General features: G+C 33.1%; 21 protein-coding genes and 1 other RNA gene. 18 read left to right on the top strand and 4 right to left on the bottom strand.

From position 1 onward, the window contains the following. Nucleotides 1-141: 141 nt before the first annotated feature. Complete coding sequence (locus F5ESL0230_RS08380) at nt 142-291, top strand: hypothetical protein (RefSeq protein ID WP_158593050.1); 150 nt, start codon at nt 142-144, stop codon at nt 289-291. A gap of 364 nt (nt 292-655) precedes the next feature. On the opposite strand, the gene F5ESL0230_RS02910 is transcribed toward F5ESL0230_RS08380, so the two are convergent. From F5ESL0230_RS02910 to F5ESL0230_RS02925, 4 genes are all read right to left on the bottom strand, one after another. Then, the gene (locus tag F5ESL0230_RS02910; protein WP_122021510.1) at nt 656-3,427 is read right to left on the bottom strand and encodes an FtsX-like permease family protein; all 2,772 of its coding nucleotides are present in this window, start codon (nt 3,425-3,427) and stop codon (nt 656-658) included. Between the two features lie 12 nt (nt 3,428-3,439). After that, nucleotides 3,440-4,141 carry an ABC transporter ATP-binding protein gene (locus F5ESL0230_RS02915; protein ID WP_122021511.1) on the bottom strand — a complete coding sequence of 234 codons (702 nt, stop codon included), beginning with the start codon at nt 4,139-4,141 and terminating at the stop codon, nt 3,440-3,442. 49 nt (nt 4,142-4,190) lie between these two features. After that, nucleotides 4,191-5,003, bottom strand: coding sequence for a Cof-type HAD-IIB family hydrolase (locus tag F5ESL0230_RS02920; RefSeq protein ID WP_122021512.1), 813 nt, complete (start codon nt 5,001-5,003; stop codon nt 4,191-4,193). A 107-nt stretch (nt 5,004-5,110) separates the two neighbouring features. Further along, nucleotides 5,111-6,712 carry an APC family permease gene (locus F5ESL0230_RS02925; protein ID WP_369931596.1) on the bottom strand — a complete coding sequence of 534 codons (1,602 nt, stop codon included), beginning with the start codon at nt 6,710-6,712 and terminating at the stop codon, nt 5,111-5,113. A gap of 254 nt (nt 6,713-6,966) precedes the next feature. Here F5ESL0230_RS02925 and F5ESL0230_RS02930 point away from each other — a divergent pair, with 254 nt between their 5' ends. The 17 genes from F5ESL0230_RS02930 to F5ESL0230_RS03005 all read left to right on the top strand — a co-directional run bounded on the left by F5ESL0230_RS02930 (nt 6,967) and on the right by F5ESL0230_RS03005 (nt 20,843). Further along, nucleotides 6,967-7,692 carry a YebC/PmpR family DNA-binding transcriptional regulator gene (locus tag F5ESL0230_RS02930; protein ID WP_090093156.1) on the top strand — a complete coding sequence of 242 codons (726 nt, stop codon included), beginning with the start codon at nt 6,967-6,969 and terminating at the stop codon, nt 7,690-7,692. Between the two features lie 269 nt (nt 7,693-7,961). After that, nucleotides 7,962-8,882: a nucleoside hydrolase gene (locus F5ESL0230_RS02935; protein WP_122021514.1), complete on the top strand. Its 921-nt coding sequence runs from the start codon at nt 7,962-7,964 to the stop codon at nt 8,880-8,882. 11 nt (nt 8,883-8,893) lie between these two features. After that, nucleotides 8,894-10,300, top strand: coding sequence for a C4-dicarboxylate transporter DcuC (gene dcuC, locus F5ESL0230_RS02940; protein ID WP_122021515.1), 1,407 nt, complete (start codon nt 8,894-8,896; stop codon nt 10,298-10,300). A gap of 186 nt (nt 10,301-10,486) precedes the next feature. Next, nucleotides 10,487-11,461 (top strand): competence type IV pilus ATPase ComGA, encoded by a 975-nt coding sequence (gene comGA, locus F5ESL0230_RS02945; RefSeq protein WP_122021516.1) that lies wholly within the window; start codon nt 10,487-10,489, stop codon nt 11,459-11,461. Further along, nucleotides 11,427-12,431, top strand: a complete 1,005-nt coding sequence (locus tag F5ESL0230_RS02950) for a type II secretion system F family protein (RefSeq protein WP_122021517.1) — start codon at nt 11,427-11,429, stop codon at nt 12,429-12,431. Before comGA ends, F5ESL0230_RS02950 begins: the two co-directional genes overlap by 35 nt. An 11-nt stretch (nt 12,432-12,442) precedes the next feature. Next, nucleotides 12,443-12,793, top strand: a complete 351-nt coding sequence (gene comGC, locus F5ESL0230_RS02955) for a competence type IV pilus major pilin ComGC (protein ID WP_122021518.1) — start codon at nt 12,443-12,445, stop codon at nt 12,791-12,793. Continuing rightward, a complete protein-coding gene (locus F5ESL0230_RS02960) occupies nt 12,765-13,205 on the top strand; it encodes a hypothetical protein (protein ID WP_122021519.1) in 441 nt (146 codons plus the stop codon). The genes comGC and F5ESL0230_RS02960 overlap by 29 nt, the downstream gene beginning before the upstream one ends. 19 nt (nt 13,206-13,224) lie before the next feature. After that, on the top strand, nt 13,225-13,470 hold the full coding sequence (locus tag F5ESL0230_RS02965; RefSeq protein WP_147440866.1) for a hypothetical protein: 246 nt from the start codon (nt 13,225-13,227) through the stop codon (nt 13,468-13,470). Beyond that, complete coding sequence (locus F5ESL0230_RS02970; protein WP_233551640.1) at nt 13,430-13,930, top strand: ComGF family competence protein; 501 nt, start codon at nt 13,430-13,432, stop codon at nt 13,928-13,930. Before F5ESL0230_RS02965 ends, F5ESL0230_RS02970 begins: the two co-directional genes overlap by 41 nt. Before the next feature lie 4 nt (nt 13,931-13,934). Continuing rightward, entirely contained in the window at nt 13,935-14,075 is a 141-nt protein-coding gene (locus F5ESL0230_RS08475; protein WP_199692495.1) for a hypothetical protein, read from the top strand. Nucleotides 14,076-14,135: 60 nt separating this feature from the next. Then, nucleotides 14,136-15,137: a class I SAM-dependent methyltransferase gene (locus F5ESL0230_RS02975; RefSeq protein ID WP_122021521.1), complete on the top strand. Its 1,002-nt coding sequence runs from the start codon at nt 14,136-14,138 to the stop codon at nt 15,135-15,137. Nucleotides 15,138-15,181: 44 nt separating this feature from the next. Next, nucleotides 15,182-16,366 carry an acetate/propionate family kinase gene (locus tag F5ESL0230_RS02980; protein WP_122021522.1) on the top strand — a complete coding sequence of 395 codons (1,185 nt, stop codon included), beginning with the start codon at nt 15,182-15,184 and terminating at the stop codon, nt 16,364-16,366. 33 nt (nt 16,367-16,399) lie between these two features. Then, nucleotides 16,400-16,873: an HIT family protein gene (locus tag F5ESL0230_RS02985; RefSeq protein WP_122021523.1), complete on the top strand. Its 474-nt coding sequence runs from the start codon at nt 16,400-16,402 to the stop codon at nt 16,871-16,873. 307 nt (nt 16,874-17,180) lie between these two features. Continuing rightward, nucleotides 17,181-17,993, top strand: coding sequence for a Cof-type HAD-IIB family hydrolase (locus F5ESL0230_RS02990; RefSeq protein WP_122021524.1), 813 nt, complete (start codon nt 17,181-17,183; stop codon nt 17,991-17,993). 54 nt (nt 17,994-18,047) lie between these two features. After that, nucleotides 18,048-18,413: a transfer-messenger RNA gene (gene ssrA / locus F5ESL0230_RS02995) on the top strand. Nucleotides 18,414-18,943: 530 nt separating this feature from the next. Continuing rightward, a complete protein-coding gene (locus tag F5ESL0230_RS03000; RefSeq protein ID WP_122021525.1) occupies nt 18,944-19,654 on the top strand; it encodes a hypothetical protein in 711 nt (236 codons plus the stop codon). Between the two features lie 220 nt (nt 19,655-19,874). Then, nucleotides 19,875-20,843 (top strand): type I phosphomannose isomerase catalytic subunit, encoded by a 969-nt coding sequence (locus tag F5ESL0230_RS03005; RefSeq protein ID WP_122021526.1) that lies wholly within the window; start codon nt 19,875-19,877, stop codon nt 20,841-20,843. Nucleotides 20,844-20,865 lie beyond the last annotated feature (22 nt).

Here is a 20,865-nt window from a genome sequence, read left to right on the forward strand (position 1 = left end):
TAAAAATATTATTTGGCTATTTAAATTAATTAGTTTTTTATTTTAAGGGTAGAAAATGACATCTCTAAAATATTTATAACAAGTAACAGTTGGTCAAGTTAAACAAAATCAGTCGGTTAAGTTGGTTAAATATGACAGTAAATGGCCCCCAATTTTTTCAAATTAATTCAACAGGCTTTGGTTCTACTGCGGTTATGGGACGCAGGTCTAAGCATTTTATTGGTTGTTGCTCATCCTAGTGTTGAAGTAAGTTATGCTCTGCAATTACAACAAGCTGGTTATACTCTATGAATTTGGGAGTCGGAATTGCAAGAGCATCGAATGGTTCTGGACATTGATTATGATGTACACCTTCATGTATATGATCTGGCTGGTCAAGAAGTTAAAGACTTAATCCTCTTTGGTGATTGGTTAAAAAAATAAGACCAATCGGTTAAAATATCAAGAGTTTTAAAAAAACTAGCAACCCGGTGCTGGCCAACGGTTCAAGATGATGCTGATGCAAAGGGACCATTGATATATAAAATTAAGCAACGAGCAATTAATAATTGTAAGAAAGATTGAATGATATAAATAATAATTAAAATAAAGAAATATTAAAAGCCAGATCCGATCTAATTTAGAATCTGACTTTTAAAATTAACTTCTTTTAAGCCTAATCAACCGATTTTAGGGCTTCGAGCATTTCTAAATTTTTCAACTTATTGTTGACAATAAACCCAAGAATGAGCGTGACGATACCAATTACTCCTAGTGGCCACAAAAAACTTGAAGCAGATAGAGCCGGATTAAACATGACATTAGCTGGTGGTACGACATAAAGAATATAACGATAGAGTAAATCGCCGATAAAGTATCCGATTAGAATACCGATAATTGTTAATAAAATAGTTTCACGATAGATATAGAGGGTGACTTCATTATTATAAAAACCTAGTACTTTAATCGTTGATAATTCGCGAATACGTTCTGCAATATTAATATTGGTCAAGTTGTATAAAATAACAATTGCCAAAAGTCCAGCGACTACAATCAAGACAACCATAATCATGTTCAAAGATTGGACGACTACATCTAGTTCTTGACTGATAGCAGTATTTTGAACAACATTACCAACGCCAGCTAAATTCATAAATTTAGCAGCAATTTTTCTGGTATTAGCTGGCTGACTATCTTTTAAGTTAACCAAGTAAGCATTGGAAGTATATTTTTTAGTAAAAATATGTTCGTACTGTCTTTGATTCATAAAGATAAAGTGTCCCATGTACATTTCACTTATCCCTGCAACTTTCATCGTACGTTGCTGATTATTCTTGTCAGTCAAAGTAATCTGGTCACCTTCTTTAATTTGCAATAAGTTGGCTAAGCGTTCAGAAATGATGACACCGTTATTGTCTAAAGTAAGGGATTGGTGACTGCGGCGATTATTTAACTGGACATATTTTTTTAGCTGCTGACTAAATTTAGGTGCAATTAAGGTTATTTCTTGGGTATCACCATTTTTTCCGGCAACTTTGGTCATTGATTCATAATAAATAGGCATTTCAGCAGCGATGTTAGTAGCATGCAATTTGGTTTTAATTACTTTTTTTTGTTTAGCGGTGACGGGTGCTTTTTCAGCCACAATCAGGTTATAGTGGATTAATTCAGAAAATTGGCGCTCATTCATGTTACTAATTGAATTTTTTACGGCAAAGCCCGCAAATAAAAGAGTAGCTGCTCCACAAACACCAAAAATTGTCATCAACATTCGTTTTTTGTAACGAAAAATATTACGAGCAGTAACTTTATGAGTGAAACTCAACTTGTTCCAAATTAAAGGGCAACGTTCAAGTAAAATTTTAGAGCCAGCGGCTGGTGGCTTAGGTAAAAGTAAAGCCGCTGGCTTTTCTTTAAACTCATTTTTGGCCGTTAAATATGCAGGTAAAACGGAACTAATCCACGATAATAAGAGAGCAATCAGGCTAATTTGCCAATAAAAATGTTCTTCAATTGCTGGAAGGGTAATTGACTGATAATAAGCGTGGTAAACAATTTGCGGTAATAATGTATGGCCTAGATAGACACCAATGATTGTGCCGATTGTCCCTGATAAGAAGCCATAAAAAACAAACTTACTAATGATTACCGTATTGCTGTATCCAAGTGCTTTTAGTGTGCCAGAATTTATTCTTTCTTCATCAATAAAGCGATTCATGGTGGTAAAAGTAACTAAGGCAGCAACAAAATACAAGAAAATGGGAAAAACTTTAGCTAAGTCTTCCACTACTTGAGCCACCGTAGTATAAACGACAGTTCCTTCACCACCTGGTAATTCGCGGCGGTTGTAAACACTATAATTTAAAACTAGCGCCTTAATTTGCATTTTTGCGTTAGCAATTTTCTGAACACCAGTATTAATTTTTCTTTGAGCAGTTGCTGCTTTTTGTTCTAAAGTATAGCTTTGCTTTTTCAACTCTTGCGTTTGAGTGTTTAATTTAATTTGTGCTTGTTGCAAATTTGCCTGCATTTGTGGTGAAGTTGCTTGGCTAGCTTGCTGTTTGAGTTTGCTTTCTTGTGAGCTTAACTCATTTTGGGCAGCTATCAGTTGTTGCTTAGCAGTGGCTAACTTATTGTGGGCCAATGCCAAAGTTTGTGCTTTTGCCTTTAGCAGATGTAAGCCCATTTTTTTAATGCGTTTTTCGCGTTGAGGTGTTTCTTCTTTTAGAACTTGTTGTGCAACTTTCTTATGTTGACCTAGGCGTTTAGCATATATTTTGCCATATGAGTCAAGCCCCCTTAAATCCTGATAAGTCAGGTTGGCTACTGTGTAAACAGTCTGATTAAAAGCTTGAGGCATGGCTACTGCATAACCTTTAAGCTCTCCAGTACCGCTACTACTTTGACCAAGATTAACATTAGAAAGAATTTGACTTGAGCGAACAAAGCCAACAATTTTAAAATTTTTATTTTTTAAAAAAGTAGTTCCTAAAATATTCTTTTTTTCATGAAAGCTAATTTTTGAGCCCAGTTTATATTTTGAACGATAGTAATCAGTAATGGCAACTTCATCTGACTTTTGAGGAAGATGCCCTTTGATGACTTGATAAAGTCCAACCTTTTGGGGTTTAGAAAAGATGCGAAAGCTAGCGTGACTATTTTTTAATACAGTATCAGTCATATAACCAAATTCTGCATTTTTAAGTCCCTTAAGCTTACGTATTTTTTGTGCGTCTTGTTTATCAAGCCCATAATTAGAAACAATGGTTAAATCAGGTGTGTTTAATTTTTGGGCATAATGATTGCCGGTTGCTCGCATATTAGGTCCGGTGACAAACAGTCCTACAAGAGCAAAGGAACCGATGAGCATTAGACCCATGATTGACAAAAACTGCCCTTTAGTTTGTATAATAGATTGCCAAAAATCTTTCCAAATTATTTTTTTCATTGTTAATCTTTTCTACCATTTAATATTAGCTATATTTTCAGGATGCTTAGTTTGGGTAACTTTTGTTACTTGTCCGTCATGAAAGTGAATCACACGATTGGCAATTGGGGCAAGGGCGCTATTGTGTGTCACAATAATTACAGTGGTGCCATGGTTGCGACTCATATTAGCAATTATCTGTAAAACGTTTTTCCCAGTTTGATAGTCAAGCGCTCCAGTTGGCTCATCACAAAGTAGAATTTTGGGATTTTTAGCAATGGCACGAGCAATTGCTACTCTTTGTTGCTCACCGCCAGATAATTCTGCTGGAAAATTATTAACACGTGCTTTTAATCCAACGTCAATTAGAGTTTGAACAGGATCAAGTGCATCAGCAACAATTTCAGCAGCAAGCTCCACGTTTTCTTTAGCAGTTAAATTTTGAATTAAGTTATAAAATTGAAAAACAAAACCAATGTCATTGCGACGATAGTTGGTTAGCTGAAGTTGATTATAATTGGCAATATTTTCTCCATCAATAATTATATTTCCAGAGCTATTAGTATCCATTCCCCCTAAAATATTAAGCATAGTTGACTTGCCAGCACCAGATGCCCCTAAAATAATTGCTAGCTCACCTTTTTCAATCGAAAAGCTAACATCATTATTTGCTAAAATTTCGGTGTCACCTGCTTGATAGCGTTTAAAATTATGTTGAACTTCAATGTAACTCATAAGATCTATCCTTCATATTAAAAAAATATTTTTTACTTTACTAACTATTTTAAGCTAAATATTTTTCAAGTACTTGTAAAACGCCCATCTCATTGTTACTTGGTGCTTCATATTTGGCAATCTTTTTAAGACGCTCATCTCCGTTACGCATAGCATAGCTTAAGCCGGCCAGTTCGATCATTTCTTTATCATTCATGCCATCACCAAAAGCGATTAGTTCTGCTGGTTTGATATTGAAATAGCGTAAAAAATATTTCAAACCTTGCCCTTTATTGACATTTGCGGGCATGACATCGATATTATTAAAGCCGCTACTAGTACAATGGATTCGTTCACAATTAGCTTGATTAAATTTTCGTTCCAAGTCATTAGCCAATTCTGAGGAACAATTAAGGGTTAATTTGGTTAAATTATCACTGGAGGGAATATCAGTTAGCTTTGCTATTTCAATTATATTGGGATAAAAGAAATGCATTAAATTTTTAAATTGAATTGGCGCTTTTTTGTTAACATATGCTCGTTCTAAGCCACTGGCTACAATATTAATTTCTGGATAATTTGTCTCAATAAAATTAATCAACTTGATTCCAGTGCGGTAAGTAAAAACATGTCGTGAAATAATTTTATTATCCTGGGTTAAAATTGAGCCATTGTCAGCGACAAAATCAATTCGATCTAAAAAGTCGTAGAAATCTCGTTGTAATCGAGAGAGCGGGCGTCCACTTGATACAATAAAGTGAACATGTTGTTTGCGTAATTTGGTTAATATTTTTTCAAAACGCTGCTGGTCAAACTGTTTGTCATCATTTTCAAAAGTTCCATCCATGTCGACTGCAACAGCTTTAAAAGGTAAAAGTGTCATGTTTAAACTCCTTATTTTGTAGTTAATAATGTCCTAGCTATATTTTAAAGCAAAAATAGCTTCATTTAATATTAATGAAGCTATTTTTCAAATTTACTAATTAAATTTTACTTTGTAACAGGCTTTCTTCGCCCTACAAGCCAGCATATCAAAATTGCTAGTATAGTTTCGCTAATAATCAAGATAATATTAAGCCCTAGTTTTATTTGTCCAATAGCAATTGAGTTAATGCCAAAAAGTTTATTTTTCTCACCTAAGTATAAATCAAAAATAATTGAGCCAATAACTAAAGTGAAAATAGTAATCCATTGGTTTCGACTAAAGGCAATGCCGTATTCTTCTTCTCTGCGCCTAATGCTTGGCAAAATGACCCCTAATCCAATTAAAACAACGACGGCAATAATATTAATAATTAGTTCGTACCACCAATAACCGCTAAATTCTTTGATGTCTTGAGGAGCAATTCCTAAAATTGTTGCGACAGCAGTTACTATTAGGAGAAATAATCCGGCTAAGTAGGCAAGTTTGTCATTTTTTAAGAAAACATAATCTGATGGGAATTTTTGCGAATTTTTTCTAATCTGCATAAAGGAGAAGAAAATCCAACATGTCACTCCAGGAGAAATAATGCCATTTAAGTTGAGTAGCCAGTTAAAAATATCATTCATATCTGGCAAAAAAATTCCTAAAAGCATGATAAAAGCAGATAAGGCAACAGTTAAAATGTAACCATTAATTGGCAAACCATTTTTGTCTTTCTTTTGCAAGAAATGAGGCATATATTTATCGCCTGTATCTGAAATCAACATTCTAGTCATTGCATCGAGTAAAACAGCTAGTAGTGCTGCATTATAAAAGACAGAAGTCCATGCCCAAACATAAAGTAGCGTTTTGCCCCAACCATATTGGTGCCCCACCATATCAAAAACATAGTATGCACCATTCATTTTTAAATCATTAGGAATGTGATAACTGTTAAAGTAAATTCCGAGAGCAAAGGAGCCAAAAACAGTTAAAAAGATGGTCATTAAGGCCAAAGCAATCATTGCCTTGGGAAAATCTGATTTTGGCCTCTTCATTTGTGTAACATATGGAGCAACTAATTCGCAACCATTTAACGCATAAATAAGCATAGCGATTGTTGTCCAATAATGCATGTCAAACTTAGGAATTAAAGTTCGCCAGGTAAAAGGTTGAGTTGCCATATGTCCACCAGATCTTACTAGTCCAGTAAAGGCTAAAAAGACAAACATTAATGTCATAATCAACATAAGTCCACCACCAATAGTGGATAAAACTTCCATCGATCTTGAAAAATAGTGTTCAATTACAATAAAAATAATAAACATTGCAAAGGTCATCAAAGCAAATTTTGTATTTGAAATTTGGCTTTGGAACTTTTCCGAGCCAGTTATTGCCCAACCAATATCTACAATTATTTCGTTAGCTGAATCGACAGCATAGGGAATTGATGCTGCCCAGTAAGTCCACGCAGTAAAATAACCGAGAAATTCGCCATTAGTTCCGCGTACCCATGAAGAAAGCCCACCACCTTCATGGTCAAAAACTGATCCAAGTTGCCCCACCATTAATGAATAGGGAATAACATAAAAAAGACACATAATAATCCATGATGTGACTACTGGCATTCCTTGGTTTTGAAAATTGTACATGATATCATCAAGACCAATGACCGTGCAAAATGCCATTAATGTCAATATTGGCCAAGATATATATTTTTGATTTGAATTTATTTCCTCCACTTAAACTATCTCCTTTTATAATAATCAATGTTCTTATTTTACTAATTAAAAAGAATATTGACTAGATAAAATCATAATTTCTTAGCTAATAAGGCAAAAATATAAAAAAATATGCTTAATCAATTGCTGGTATTGAATTTTATTAGTCTATGCGGTAAGATTATATCGTTAAATATGATGAAAAAGAAAGAAGGATTCTCATGTCAGGACATTCAAAATGGCACAATATTCAAGGCCGCAAGAATGCGCAAGACGCAAAAAGAGGTAAGATTTTTCAAAAATTATCTCGTGAAATATATATGGCTGCAAAGAATGGTGGTCCTGACCCTTCCGGAAATCCTAATTTGCGGATGGTAATGGATAAGGCACATGCAAATAATATGCCTAAGACCAATATTGACCGCGCACTTAAAAAGGCTGAAGGTAATTCAGATGAGCACTATGATGAAATTACCTATGAAGGTTATGCGCCAGGTGGTGTTGCTGTTTTTGTTGAAGCTTTAACTGATAACAAGAATAGGACAGCTTCTAGTGTAAGAGTAGCTTTCACGCGTAATGGTGGTTCACTTGGTGCAACAGGTTCAGTTGCCTACATGTTTAACCGTAAGGGTTATATTGTAATTGATCGCACAACTACTGATGCTGATGAAGATCAGATGTTACTTGATGTTATGGATGCTGGTGGTGAAGATTTACAAACTAGTGCTGAAGCTTACGAAATCTATACTGATGCTAAGCAGTTTGCCCAAGTTAGGGATGCTCTGGAAAAGGCAGGTTATAAGCTGGCTGATGCTGAATTAACTATGATTCCAGAAAATACAACTCCCGTGCCAGAAGATAAGAAGGAACAATTTGATAATCTGGTTGAAGCTTTAGAAGATGATGATGACGTGCAGAACGTTTATACAGCAGCTAGTGAAGAATAGGATTAATTAAGTAAGTTAGAAAGACCTTGAGCAATTATTTGCTCAAGGTCTTTTTGTTTAAATTACCTTAATTCGAGGTATAAACGATTTATTTTTGCGTTTATATACATAATAGTTCGCTTTTTGCTTGAAAAAAAGTAAATTATTTAAATTTTTATAATATAATTCGTAATATACATGGTATAATTCGTAAATATCAATTGTTGAAAATTGATGTTTTTTTAATAAAAAGCTCACAATATGAGTTATAAGGCTAAGGAGGCTATTGAATGAAGAAACCTATAATTTTGAGTACAGATCCTGGCATTGATGATGCTGTGGCAATTGCAATTTTATTGTTTAGCAAACAATTGGATGTTAAATTGATTGCTGCAGCTGCAGGAAATGTTGGAGTTGATCAAACTTTAAATAATGTTTTGAAGCTTGAAACATTATTTAAAAAAGAAATTCCAGTTGTACCAGGCTGTAGTCGTGCACTAATTAAGCACCCAATTGATGCAGTAGCAGTTCATGGAAAATCGGGCATGGATGGTTATGACTTTCCTGAGCCTAATCGGGATCTTATTCTTGAAAATAAAATAGCCCCAGTAGCATTTCACGAAGTTGTGACTGCAACGAAAAATAAAGTAACACTTGTAGGAATAGCTCCTTTAACTGATATTGCTTTATATCTCCGTCTTTATCCTGAAGATTTTAACCAAATTGAAGAAATAATAATTATGGGATGTAGTATTGGTCGAGGTAATTATGGTGTTTTTTCAGAATTTAATATTGCCAGTGATCCCGAAGCAGCTAAAATTGTTTTTGAAAGTGGATTAAAAATTCGTGTGGCGCCGTTAGAATTGGGGATGCAAGCAAAAATCCAACCAGAAATTAGTGAAAAAATCAAAAATCTAGGTAAAGTTGGTGCAATGTTTTATAGCTTATTTAAACGTTATCGTGGAGGTAGTTTTGCGACCGGATTAAAAATTTATGATGCGCTAGCAGTTGCAATGTTGCTACAACCAGATATGTTTGAATTTGTAGCAACTCATGTTGAAATAGTGACGCAAGCAGGATTTACTTATGGCGCGTCTTTAATGGACTTTAATAATAAGTTACAACAATCTAATAATGCTTTGATTGGTACTAAGGTAGATGTTGACCAATTTATTGAGTGGTTTATAAATGCTCTAAAAAAGGCTTGCTAAGGAGAGATAAAATGAATCAGCTTTTTGCAATTATTTTGACGCTATTGTCAGTAATAGTTTTAGTTTACATGTTATCTAAAAAAATGGATATCAAAATTGTATTATTTGCACTTGGGTTAGTTTTATTGTACTGTGGCGTCTTTATGGGGAATAAGATTAGCCTATTACAGCCAGTTGCCAATCAATTGTTACAGCCAATTCAAGTGATTATTGATCAATTTACAACGACTTTGTCGCAAGCAGGATTTGTTATTTTGCTACTGGCTGGATATAGTTCATATATGACTTGTATTGGAGCTAATAATGTAACCATTGGCGGTTTAACTTCGACAATGAAAGGAATTAAATCAGTATACTTATTAGTTCCAATTGTTTTTCTAATGGGAAATATTCTCTCTTTGGTAGTTCCAAGTGCTGCTAACTTGGCAATTATCTTATTGGCGACACTATATCCAGTTTTGCGGACAACTGGAATGAGTCGATTAACTGCTGCAGCTGTAATTGCTACTACTGCAACGATTATTCCCACTCCACTTGGCTCTGATAATGTCGCAATTGCTGCAGCTTTAAAAATGTCAGTAACGCAATACGTATTTAGTTATCATGCTTTAATTTCAATTCCAACCTTATTGTTAATGGCAATTGTCCATTATTTTTGGCAAAAACATGAGGATAAAAAAGATGGTCAAGGTCTTAGTTATCAAGCAGAATTAGCTCAATATGGTTTAAAAAATGATGATAAACAACAAACCCAAGTGGTCGGCAGTAAGTTTGTTCACTTTATTTACGGGCTACTGCCTTTATTGCCAATTATTATTTTAATAATAGATTTTATTTTTAATGTTACTCAAGGTCGAAATTTAACGATGAACGTGCAATCGGTGACTATTATTAGTTGGATTGTGGCGATTATAATTGAGTTAATTAATAAAAAGGATACCAAGCAAGTTTTAAACGATACCAATGCCTTTATTAAGGGAATGGGTAATGCCATGGGGATTGTTGTTTTGTTAATTGCCGCTCAAACTTATGTACAGGGGTTAAATGCTGTAGGAATTATGACCATGATTCAAAAGTTAATGACTAATATTCATGGTGCTGGAATTTTATTGCCATTAATAATGGTAATCTTGACCGCAATAATTGTCCTATTAAGTGGTAGTGGGCTAGCTCTTACCTTTGCCCTTATTCCGCTGATTGTTCCATTAGCCAAGTCAGCCGGAATTGAGCCCCAGCAATTGGCAGTACCACTACAGTTGGCTGGTAATTTGTTGCGGGCAGTTTCACCAGTAGCTGCGGTAATTTTAATTGTGGCTGGAGCAACACATTTAGAACCAGGTCAAATTATCCGTCGTACAGCTGTACCAATGATTAGTGGTGTCTTGATTATGCTGGTTTTATCATTTTGCCTACTATAAATAAAGTAAATGAAATTTAAAAATTAAATCTTAATAAGAACGCAAATCATAGCTTACTGTGATTTGCGTTTTTATTATTTTTTGAATATGGTTAAGCAATTTTATACACTGCTAAAAAATTATAATCTCGGCAAACAATTTTTTCTTTTTTGCGTATTTAATATTGACACAAAAAAGGAGGTTTTTATGCAAATCAAGCAAGTGGTTAACTCATTAATTGAAGCAGCAATTATAGCTCATGCTAGTGACCTATTTTTTTTGGTGCGTAGGACAAAGTTAGTTGTCAACTTGCGTACTACTGATGGAATTACTAGCCAGGCTGATTTTACGGTTAACGAAGGGATGGAGATTATTAATTATTTAAAATTTATAGCTCAAATGGATATTGCAGAACATAGGCGACCACAGGTAGGAGCATTCGAATATCCTTATCAAGGAGAAAATTATTTTTTGCGCTTATCAAGCATTGGAGATTTTAACGATTATGAATCTTTGGTTATTAGAATTATTTATCAAATTGATCATAGTAATTATTTTTTTCCAAATCAAATTGAACATTTAAAAATGCTGACACATCAACGCGGCTTAATAGTTACAAGTGGTCCCACAGGTTCAGGTAAGACTACGACAATGTATAAATTGGCTAAATATGTAGGGCAAAAGCAAATGGTAATGACAATAGAGGATCCTGTCGAAATTCATGAAGCTAGTTTTTTGCAAACACAGGTTAATTTAAATGCTGAAATCACATATTCAAGTTTATTAGAAGCCGCGTTAAGACATCGCCCAGATATTTTAATTATTGGGGAGATAAGAAATGAAAAAACTGCTCGCTTGGCGATTGATGCTGCTTTAAGTGGACATTTGGTATTTGCAACTGTGCATGCTAAAAGTACTTTGCAAACGATTCTGCGACTTGAAAGTCTACATGTCAATATTAATGAACTTTATAATTGCATAACAGCAGTTTGTTATCAGCGCCTCTTACCGACTAAGGATCACTTATCTTGTTTAATGGATATTGCTAGTGGGGAATTCTTACAAGAACAGCTTACTTGTAAAAAGCGTAAAGAATATATTAGCTGGTATGAAAATCTAAGTGAATTAAAAGAAAAGGGTGAAATTAGTGCGCAAGTATTTGAACAATTTAAGAAAGGATAAGTTGACACAAGAGCAACGATTAAATTTTCTTGATTACTTACATCATAGTTTAGCTAATGGTTTTTCATTAAATGCTAGCTTAGAATTAATGCCAATTTTATGGCCAAGTCGTAAGAACTTAATTGATAAGTTATATCAGAGAGTTCAAGCAGGAAATAAATTAAGTAATTTAATGCTGGAACTTGGTTTTTCAAAAACAGTAGTAACGCAAATTGATCTTGCTTTAGAACAAGGCAGTTTAGTAGAATGCTTGTCGCAGTTAGCTACACTAAATCGCTTAAAATGTGAACAAGAAAAGAAACTGAAGACGGAATTGTCTTATCCTTTTGTATTAGTAGTAATGATGATTTTATTGTTATTTTTTATGCAAACTTTCGTTTCAAACCAGTTTGCTAATTCTGATGAACACATAGGTGATCTCATGCTGTTAGGGCTATTATTCTTAAGCTTGGGCTTTGTTTATTATCTGATACGAGTCTTAATGTTATTAAAAAAGCAAGATTACCATTCTTTATATAAATTAGCTCATTACCCAGTCATTGGTTCGTTAGTTAAACTCTATGTAAAATATTTATTAATTTACGATGTAGGACTTCTGTTGGCAAGTGGGTTTTCTTTACAAAAAATATGTGAGTATGCTGAAAATCAAGAGCAAGGCTCGCTTCAGCAGTTTATAGGTGAGAAAATAGCTAGTCAGCTCGATTCTGGTAAAAAACTAGCGGACATAATTGTCCAGGAATATTTCTTACCCGATGAATTATTATTGTTATTGCGGGTAGGATCAAAAAAAGCAGATTTGAGCCAACGTTGCCTTTTATTGGGACGTACTTTATTTTCAGATTTAACAAGTGGTATTGAGAAATTGATTGTTAATGTCCAACCATTCTGCTTTATTCTAATTGGATTATGTATTATTGGGATGTATTTAAAACTATTGTTGCCAATGTATGCAATGATGCAAAATATTTGAGGTGAATTGTAATGAAAAACAGAATTAAAAAACATCTTTTAGCTATTATTACTAAGGCTGAGAAGCCTCAAGGCTTTACTTTAATTGAAATGGTAGTAGTCATTGCAATTATTGTGATGCTATTAATTATAATTGCTCCTAATTTAACTAAGCAAAAAGAAAGTGCCAGTGAAAGAACTGATGATGCTTTTAAAACTACTTTACAAACACAAGTTAATCTTTATGAAGATGATAAAGATCGTAATGGTAAAGAAATAAATTTTAAAAATATGTTTGACGATGGCTATTTGACCAAGAAGCAACTTGATAAAGCTAAAAATTATGTGGTATCTAATGGTGTGGTTGAAAAGAATTCGAATTAGAAATAGCTTACCTGCTTTTACTATTGTTGAAATAATTATTACTTTGACTATAACTCTTACCTTAACTTTATTAGGAGTAGTTCAGCTCAAAACCTATAATCAAAGATTGATTTTAGATAATACAACTAAGGAAGTTAAAAGCTCGATTGAACAAGCGGCACGGATCTCGGCTATTCGGCATCAAGCCATTATTATTAGATATTATCCAGTATCCAAAAGTCTCATTTTAATTGGTAAAAAATATTACCGAGAACTAAAGGTTGCTAATGATATAGAAATATATAATTTACCTTTATTGCAAATATCACCCAATGGCTCGCTACCAGCTCACACAATAACGATTACAAATCATAAAAATATTAGAAAAATTAAGTTACAAATGACTTGGGGGCGACCAATCGATGATACTTAATAAGCTAAAAGGTTTTTTAATGGCTGAGGGTATAACCGCCTTAGCTATTGCCATTGCTGGTGTATCATTAATGGCGTTAGTTATAGGGGAAGGTCGAAGCATAGAACAAAGGATGGAGTTAAAAACTGATCGAGCCTATGCCTGGCATATTTTAAAAAAACTCGATCTAAAGGAAGTTAAAGTTCATGATCGAGTTTATGAATTGCGAGGTGCTAGTAGTGTATATGATAAGACAAGTCAAGAAACTTATCTTGTCAAAAAATAAAGGCTTTGTATTAGCTGAGGCCATGTTTGCTGTCATAATCACACTTTTAATAGTCTTGATTTTACAAAACTTATTAAAAACTATCATGCTTTCTGACAAGGCTGACCATAAAACTGATGATGTGGTTTTTGCTTATGTTCAATTCAATCGTTTTTTACATGATGATGATACGGAACTAGCATATCCTTTTCCAGAAATATCGACTTCTAAGCAAGCTGGGATAGTAAAGGTTGATCGTGATAATAAATCAAAGATATATAAATTGAATTTTTATAAAAATATGGTACGTGTCACTACTCCAGATGGTGGTCATATGCCACTTTTACTTGAAGTTAAAAAAGCTAATTTTGTTACCACGAATAATCATATTAAAATAAGCATTACAGAAAAAGATAATCGTAGTACAGAAATATATTTTAAATTAGATGCTAAATCAAAAATAAAAGAAAGAGGGAGATAAAAAAATGAAAGTAAAAGCCAGTACTCTGCTCAGTAGTGTTTTTGTCTTAGCAACCTGTTTACTTTTTATTCGCTTTTATCAGGATATATATCATGATAGCATGCAAAATGATTTATTATTAATTGAATACTTGGTAAATAATTGATTTACTTGCGCTTGTTGCCTTAATTCTATTAAAATGGATAAAAGATAAGGGGAATAAGTGATGAATAATATTGAAGAGTTATTTGAAAATTTTTTGAATTGTGTAGAATACTTACAAAAAGCATTAAATGTATCTTTTGGTGAAGCTTTGACTGAAACCTTTGATAATCTTGAAAATAATCAAATTAAGGTTGAACTTGGCGCTCCGGATAAAGCGACTGTTATAAAATTAAGTCAAAAGTATAAAAAGTTAAATTATGATAAATTGTCACAACAATTAAAGGTACAAGTATATACTTATTTAATACTCAAGGCAGTAAACGAAGATGCTTTAGAGATTAATCAAATGCCGACACCACCAATAGTTGCAACAATAGTAGCAATGCTTATGCAAAAATTGCTACCTGACAAAAAAATAACAATTGCTGATCCAGCAATTGGAACAGGAAATTTGTTGTTTTCGGTAATTAATCAGTTAAAGCATGCAAATCATTCTAAGATGAACTATCACTTACTGGGAATCGACAATGATGAAGAAATGCTTAGCTTTGCTGATATTGGTGCCCATTTAAATAGGCTTGACATCGAATTATACTGTCAAGATGCTTTAACGCCATGGTTATTTACCAATCCAGATGTTGTTGTAGCGGATTTGCCAATAGGGTATTATCCAATTGACGAGAATGCTAATAATTTTGCAACTAAAGCGGAAAAGGGTCATTCGTTTGCTCATCTTTTATTTATTGAACAAATTATTAAAAATTTAAAAGCTGGTGGCTATGCTTTCCTCGTGGTTCCTAAAGCAATCCTTACTGGCAAAGGTGGCAGTGACTTTATGCCATGGCTATCAGATAAGGTCTTTTTAAGAGCAATTATTGAGTTGCCAGATAGTGTATTCCAAAATAAGACAAATCAAAAATCGATTTTAGTGTTTCAAAATCATGGTAATAATGTTCAAAATAGTGAAGTTTTGCTTACAAAATTGGACTCATTAAAAAAGGAAGAAGACTTAATAAAGCTTAATGTTAACCTAAATGAGTGGTATACTAAAAATATTCATTAATTTGTGAAAAAGTCAAAAGTATGTGTAGTGGAGGAATCTCATTTATGAAAAAAGTTTTAGCAATTAACTCAGGTAGTTCTTCATTCAAGTATAAGTTATTTGCCCTTCCCGAAGAACAAGTATTGGCGGAAGGAATTGCTGATAGAGTTGGCATTGAGGGCTCTTCTTTTGAAATTAAATTACCAAATGGCGAAAAGCATACTGATGAAGTCTCTATTCCAGATCAAGAGTCTGCAGTTAACTTGTTACTGGCAGCATTAAAGAAATATCAAGTTGTTACTGATCTAGACGAGATTGTCGGTGTAGGTCATCGAATTGTTGCAGGTGGGGAAGATTTTCCTGATTCAGCCATAATTGATCAAGAAAAATTACAAAAAATCTATGATTTAAAAGAATATGCACCCCTGCACAATGTTGCTGAAGGAAAAGGAATAGAAGCCTTCATGAAATTGCTTCCTAATGTCCCAGAAGTTGGCGTATTTGATACGTCGTTCCATCAAACATTAGATTCAGTTCATTATATGTATTCACTTCCTTATAAGTATTATGAAAAATATGGCGTACGTAAATATGGTGCTCATGGTACGTCAGTAAGATATATTGTTGGTCGCGCTGCAGAAATGTTAAATAAAGATCGTGTGGATTTAAAGTTAATTGTTTGTCATTTAGGGTCAGGTGCCTCTGTGACTGCTGTGAAAAATGGCAAGTCATATGATACTTCAATGGGCTTTACCCCACTTGCAGGAGTTACTATGGGGACACGTTCAGGTGATGTTGATGCATCAGTTTTACAATACATAATGAATAAGGAAAATCTGGATATTAATCAGATGATTGATATTTTAAATGACAAATCAGGGTTATTAGGAATTTCTGAAATTTCTTCTGACATGCGTGACCTAGAAAATGATTCAGATGATAAAGCAAAGTTAGCTCGTGATATTTTTGTTAATAGAGTTAGACAATATGTTGGTTCATATATTACTGAAATGGAAGGTGTTGACGCAATTATCTTTACCGCTGGAGTAGGTGAACACGATGCTGGAGTTAGAGAAAAAGTAATGCAGTCATTTGAATTTATGGGTTTAGATCCTGATTATGAAGCAAACAAATCAAATGGTGAGAAGTTTATTTCAAAACCTGATTCAAAGATAAAAGCGCTAATTATTCCAACTGATGAAGAATTAATGATTGAACGTGATGTTGTTCGTTTAGCCCATTTGAATTAGGTACAATTTATTATATAAATATGGAATTTTTATATGGATAATTGGCAAAAAGATCGAATTGCGGCAGCAATAAATGGAACTAATCCAATGGTTATGGTCGAATTAGAGGGTGGTTATGCTACTTTCGGTGATACCCAATTTTTACCTGGTTATTGTGTACTGTTACCAAAAAAGAATGTTGCATCTTTAAATGAATTAAACATTGTGGAAAGAACAATGTTTTTACGGGATATGAGCATATTAGGAGATGCCGTTTTAGACGTTTGTCATGCCGATCGAATTAATTATGATATTTTAGGTAATACTGATAAATTTTTACATGCACATGTTTTTCCAAGATATAAATTTGAAGATCCAGTTAAACGTACTAAACCAGTTTGGCTATATAATACGAAGTATTGGACTGAGAAGAAGTATCAATATAATTCTCAAAAACATGGTGAGTTAAAAGCGGCGATAACCCGATATTTAATAGCAAAAATAGGGGATAATACTGATAGTAATTGATGTTGCTGTATATTGTTGCATAGCTATGTAATAATTATTCGAATTAGCTGAAATAATTATTAAACAAGCAATTTTTAACAATTTAATATATAATAAAGGTCGTTAATAATTTTTAATGGCTTTTTATTTTGATATATACATAGATAATAATATATTTATAAAAAACGATTGGTTTATGAATGATATAATTATGTCGGTATGGTAATTAACAATAATAATTTAATATAAATATGACCATGATAAAAAGAATAAGGCTGATTAAGAAAAGCAGTCAAGAACTATTTTTAATGAAGAAAGTATAGGGAAAATGATAAGACTAGTAGCAATTGACGTTGACGATACATTGTTGAATAGCCATGGAGTACTACTTGAATCAACTAAAACAGTTATTAAGCGCGCAATTAGTCAACAAGTTAAAGTTGTTCTTTGTTCAGGTAGACCATTAGCTGGTGTTAAGCACTTTTTAGCTGAATTAGGAATTACTACAGATAATCAATATGTTATTACCTTTAACGGGGCTGTAATCGAATCAGTTACTGGGAGAAAATTAGCCGAATCTGGATTAGAATTTTCAACCTATAAAGAAATTGATCGATATTCTAATAAACACGATATTGCATATAATATTGTTGATGCTGATAGTCAAATTATTACGAGTAATCACAATGTTAGTTGGGTTACAGTTGTTCAAGCTTGGGAAAATCGAGCTGGTCTTTTAATTAGGACACCGACGGAATTAGGTGAAACTGCTCAGGTTATTAAAGCAGTGTTTGCTGATGAAAAAGACAAATTAGACCAAGTAGAAAAAGAAATAATTAAAAAATTTGGGCAAAAAAATTATGTTGTTCGGGCTGCCGATAATTTTTTAGAAGTAATGCATCAAGATGTTAATAAAGGTAATGCTTTAAAAATTTTATCAAAGAAATTAAATATTTCTGCAAATGAAATTATGGCAATTGGTGATGAACGCAATGATATACCAATGTTTAATTTTGCAGGTATTTCGGTAGTAATGGCTAATGGATCAGCAGCAGCTAAAGAATATGCAGACTATGTGACAGGATCAAATGATGAAAACGGCATTGAGCAAGCATTCAATAAATTTGTTTTATCTAAATAGATCTAACTATTAGCAGTTAATAAGATGTATGCTATAATAATGGTATCCTAAAGCGGGGGTGTTTTGGGATTCGACAGGCGTAGATTTGCATTAACTGCGGTTCGTAGGTCACGTCTACGTAAAAACGTCACAGTTTTATAACTGCAAATAAAGAAAATTCATACGCATTAGCTGCCTAATTTAGGCACATGTGTTGCTTTTTATCGGATTACTCACGTCTGGTATCAAGTATCAACTTAGTGAGTTACGTTTAACTACCTCATCTGAATAGTTAAGAAGAGTCATTGCAGATTAGCTAGCCCATTCTAGCCCTGTTATATGGCGTTTTGGACTAGTGAAGTTCAAATAATATAACTATAATCGTAGATGTTAGTGACAGGATGCGTTTGGACAGGAGTTCAATTCTCCTCACCTCCATTTTAAAAAGCTTGTAACTATTTATGTTACAAGCTTTTTCTGTGTGCAAATTCACCCAATGTTCACTGACTTTTTAAATTTCATCACGAACGCTAACAATTTGTCGGGTTTTTGTTAACCTTAAGGTCAAGGAATAGGTCTTTTGTATGTAATATACAAAGGTTTTAAGCAACCAGTTTGATAACAAATTCTTAAAGGGTGTTTGTCCTGAATGATAGTCATACTTCATTAATTTAGGCCAAGCATTCGCTGGCTGAACCTTTCTACTTGCGAATTGCTACAGGAATATCAATAGTTGACTCTTTGCTTTGCCTATCTTGTACCAATGCAGCTTTTTGCATGAGTCAACTGTCTAAAATAGAAATTCCAGTAGCAGAAATCAAAATACGATTTTATATATTTTAATAAATGTGTGCAGGTTATTACGATACTATCATTTCGCACGCAGGTAAATAAAAATTTATTTTTTATTTACAACTACCAAGCTGGCTATCAGAATCAGTTTTTTGTATGATTGCTTTGAGGTGAATAAAGTGAAAAAATTTTATCAAAAAAATAAATGGTTAATATTAGCTTTATGTACTTTTATAACAATCCCAGGCATTTTATTTTTAATTATTGGTAACTCTAAGCAAAGGACAGATTGGCTCAGTTTTTGGGGTTCATATCTTGGCAGCATAATTACAATTGCCTTTGCGTACATTAACACACAAGTTAGTAGTAAAGAGCAATCTGAAAATCTAAAATTACAGTTAGAGCAAAGTAAACAAAATGACTTAGACAATGCCATTAAACTGGATCGGATGAAAAGATTATTTTCTTTAATTGATTATTCCGATATAGTAAATCAAGAATTCAAAAGTGCAAAAATTCAAGCAGTGATAAATACCAAGAGAACAAGTTATGCTAAATTAGAGTTTGATAAAATCAAAAAAATAGTGACAGATTTAGATTTTTTTGTACAAAAGGCAAATAACATTTTTTATATAACAGATTTTGAAAATAAAATTGATTTAAAGGATATTAATAAAGAATTACTAAATTTTAAAGTAAATGATTTATTATTGATTGAATTTATTGAGTTTAAAATACCAAAAAAAGCAACAGAAAAACTTGATGTCAAAAATAAGAAACATCTAGAAGAAATCAGCCAACATATTAATAAATTAGATACAGACTATGATATTTTAGATAAAGAAATAAGAAAAGTATATAAACAAGAAACACTGATAATTAAGGATTAATAAGTAATAAAGTGGAATAAATAAAGTGACTTGTAAGCTTTAAAGTAGATTTTTTAAAAATAATCTTTTAAAGTTTTTACTAAAATATCTTTCCGCCAACTATTAATGGTTATAAACAGTATACATGTAAACTGTTATTTATTTTTAATTTTTAAATTATAAATAATGGTTTTAAATTTTTGGAATAAAAGTTTACACTTAAAGTAAGAGGTGATTATAGATGGAACCAATTTTTTTAAATCCATATTTTAGACCCAAAATTTGGGGTGGACGGAAATTAGAGACAATTTTTGATTATGACATTCCTAACGGCAAAGTTGGCGAAGCTTGGGTTATATCAGGTTATAAAAATAACGCTTCGACTGTAATTAATGGTAAGTTTAAGGGGCAAAGTTTACGTGCTGTGTATCATGAGCATCCTGACCTTTTTGGAAATCCACAGAATAAGGAATTTCCCCTTTTGGTCAAATTTTTAGATGCAAATGATAATTTATCGGTACAAGTCCACCCTAATAATGACTATGCCAGGAAAGTTGAGGGGGATAGTGGTAAAACAGAAAGTTGGTATGTTCTTCAAGCTGATCCAGGTGCTTATTTGATTTATGGTCATACTGCTAAGACACGTGCAGAGCTTGCGGATATGATTCATAATGAAAATTGGGACCAGCTCCTGTGCAAAGTCCCAGTTAAAGCAGGCGATTTTTTCTATGTACCTTCGGGAACGATTCATGCCTTAACCAAAGGAATTATGGTAATTGAAACACAACAATCAAGCGATGTGACTTACCGCTTATATGATTATGATCGTATTGACCAAAAATCAGGTAAAAAGCGGGAACTACATACGCAAAAGTCAATTGATGTTACAACAGTACCTCATATTAATCCTAAACTTGATATTAAAGTCGCTAATGATCAAGATGCAGAAATTAAAACTTTAGTTGCACCACCGGTTTCACCATATTTTTATTTATGGCAAATAAATTTAAATGGAAGTTGGACAAGTAATCTTAAAGGCCATCCTTATTTATTAGTAACAGTTATCGCGGGAACAGGACAGCTTGTACTAGATGATAAAAAGTATGATTTATCTATGGGTAGCAATTTAATTATTCCCAATAAAACAGCTTCATTTACTTTTGCCGGTAAAATGAAAATGGTGCTTTCTGCTCCTGGAAAAGAAATTTAATTCTTAACAAAGAGAGGACAAA

The sequence above is a fragment of the Lactobacillus sp. ESL0230 genome (assembly GCF_003692805.1).
In the GTDB taxonomy this organism is placed as follows: domain Bacteria; phylum Bacillota; class Bacilli; order Lactobacillales; family Lactobacillaceae; genus Lactobacillus; species Lactobacillus bombicola.

Bases quoted from the DNA above. Each gene is read 5' to 3' on its own strand.
- comGC (WP_122021518.1), top strand. From the start codon at position 12,443: ATGAAAAACAGAATTAAAAAACATCTTTTAGCTATTATTACTAAGGCT.
- F5ESL0230_RS02975 (WP_122021521.1), top strand. From the start codon at position 14,136: ATGAATAATATTGAAGAGTTATTTGAAAATTTTTTGAATTGTGTAGAA.
- F5ESL0230_RS02930 (WP_090093156.1), top strand. From the start codon at position 6,967: ATGTCAGGACATTCAAAATGGCACAATATTCAAGGCCGCAAGAATGCG.
- F5ESL0230_RS02960 (WP_122021519.1), top strand. From the start codon at position 12,765: ATGGTGTGGTTGAAAAGAATTCGAATTAGAAATAGCTTACCTGCTTTT.
- F5ESL0230_RS02980 (WP_122021522.1), top strand. From the start codon at position 15,182: ATGAAAAAAGTTTTAGCAATTAACTCAGGTAGTTCTTCATTCAAGTAT.
- F5ESL0230_RS02910 (WP_122021510.1), bottom strand. From the start codon at position 3,427: ATGAAAAAAATAATTTGGAAAGATTTTTGGCAATCTATTATACAAACT.
- dcuC (WP_122021515.1), top strand. From the start codon at position 8,894: ATGAATCAGCTTTTTGCAATTATTTTGACGCTATTGTCAGTAATAGTT.
- F5ESL0230_RS02920 (WP_122021512.1), bottom strand. From the start codon at position 5,003: ATGACACTTTTACCTTTTAAAGCTGTTGCAGTCGACATGGATGGAACT.
- F5ESL0230_RS02935 (WP_122021514.1), top strand. From the start codon at position 7,962: ATGAAGAAACCTATAATTTTGAGTACAGATCCTGGCATTGATGATGCT.
- F5ESL0230_RS02970 (WP_233551640.1), top strand. From the start codon at position 13,430: ATGATAAGACAAGTCAAGAAACTTATCTTGTCAAAAAATAAAGGCTTT.
- F5ESL0230_RS02990 (WP_122021524.1), top strand. From the start codon at position 17,181: ATGATAAGACTAGTAGCAATTGACGTTGACGATACATTGTTGAATAGC.
- F5ESL0230_RS02925 (WP_369931596.1), bottom strand. From the start codon at position 6,712: ATGGCATTTTGCACGGTCATTGGTCTTGATGATATCATGTACAATTTT.
- F5ESL0230_RS02985 (WP_122021523.1), top strand. From the start codon at position 16,400: ATGGATAATTGGCAAAAAGATCGAATTGCGGCAGCAATAAATGGAACT.
- F5ESL0230_RS08380 (WP_158593050.1), top strand. From the start codon at position 142: ATGGCCCCCAATTTTTTCAAATTAATTCAACAGGCTTTGGTTCTACTG.
- F5ESL0230_RS08475 (WP_199692495.1), top strand. From the start codon at position 13,935: ATGAAAGTAAAAGCCAGTACTCTGCTCAGTAGTGTTTTTGTCTTAGCA.
- F5ESL0230_RS02915 (WP_122021511.1), bottom strand. From the start codon at position 4,141: ATGAGTTACATTGAAGTTCAACATAATTTTAAACGCTATCAAGCAGGT.
- F5ESL0230_RS03005 (WP_122021526.1), top strand. From the start codon at position 19,875: ATGGAACCAATTTTTTTAAATCCATATTTTAGACCCAAAATTTGGGGT.
- comGA (WP_122021516.1), top strand. From the start codon at position 10,487: ATGCAAATCAAGCAAGTGGTTAACTCATTAATTGAAGCAGCAATTATA.
- F5ESL0230_RS02965 (WP_147440866.1), top strand. From the start codon at position 13,225: ATGGCTGAGGGTATAACCGCCTTAGCTATTGCCATTGCTGGTGTATCA.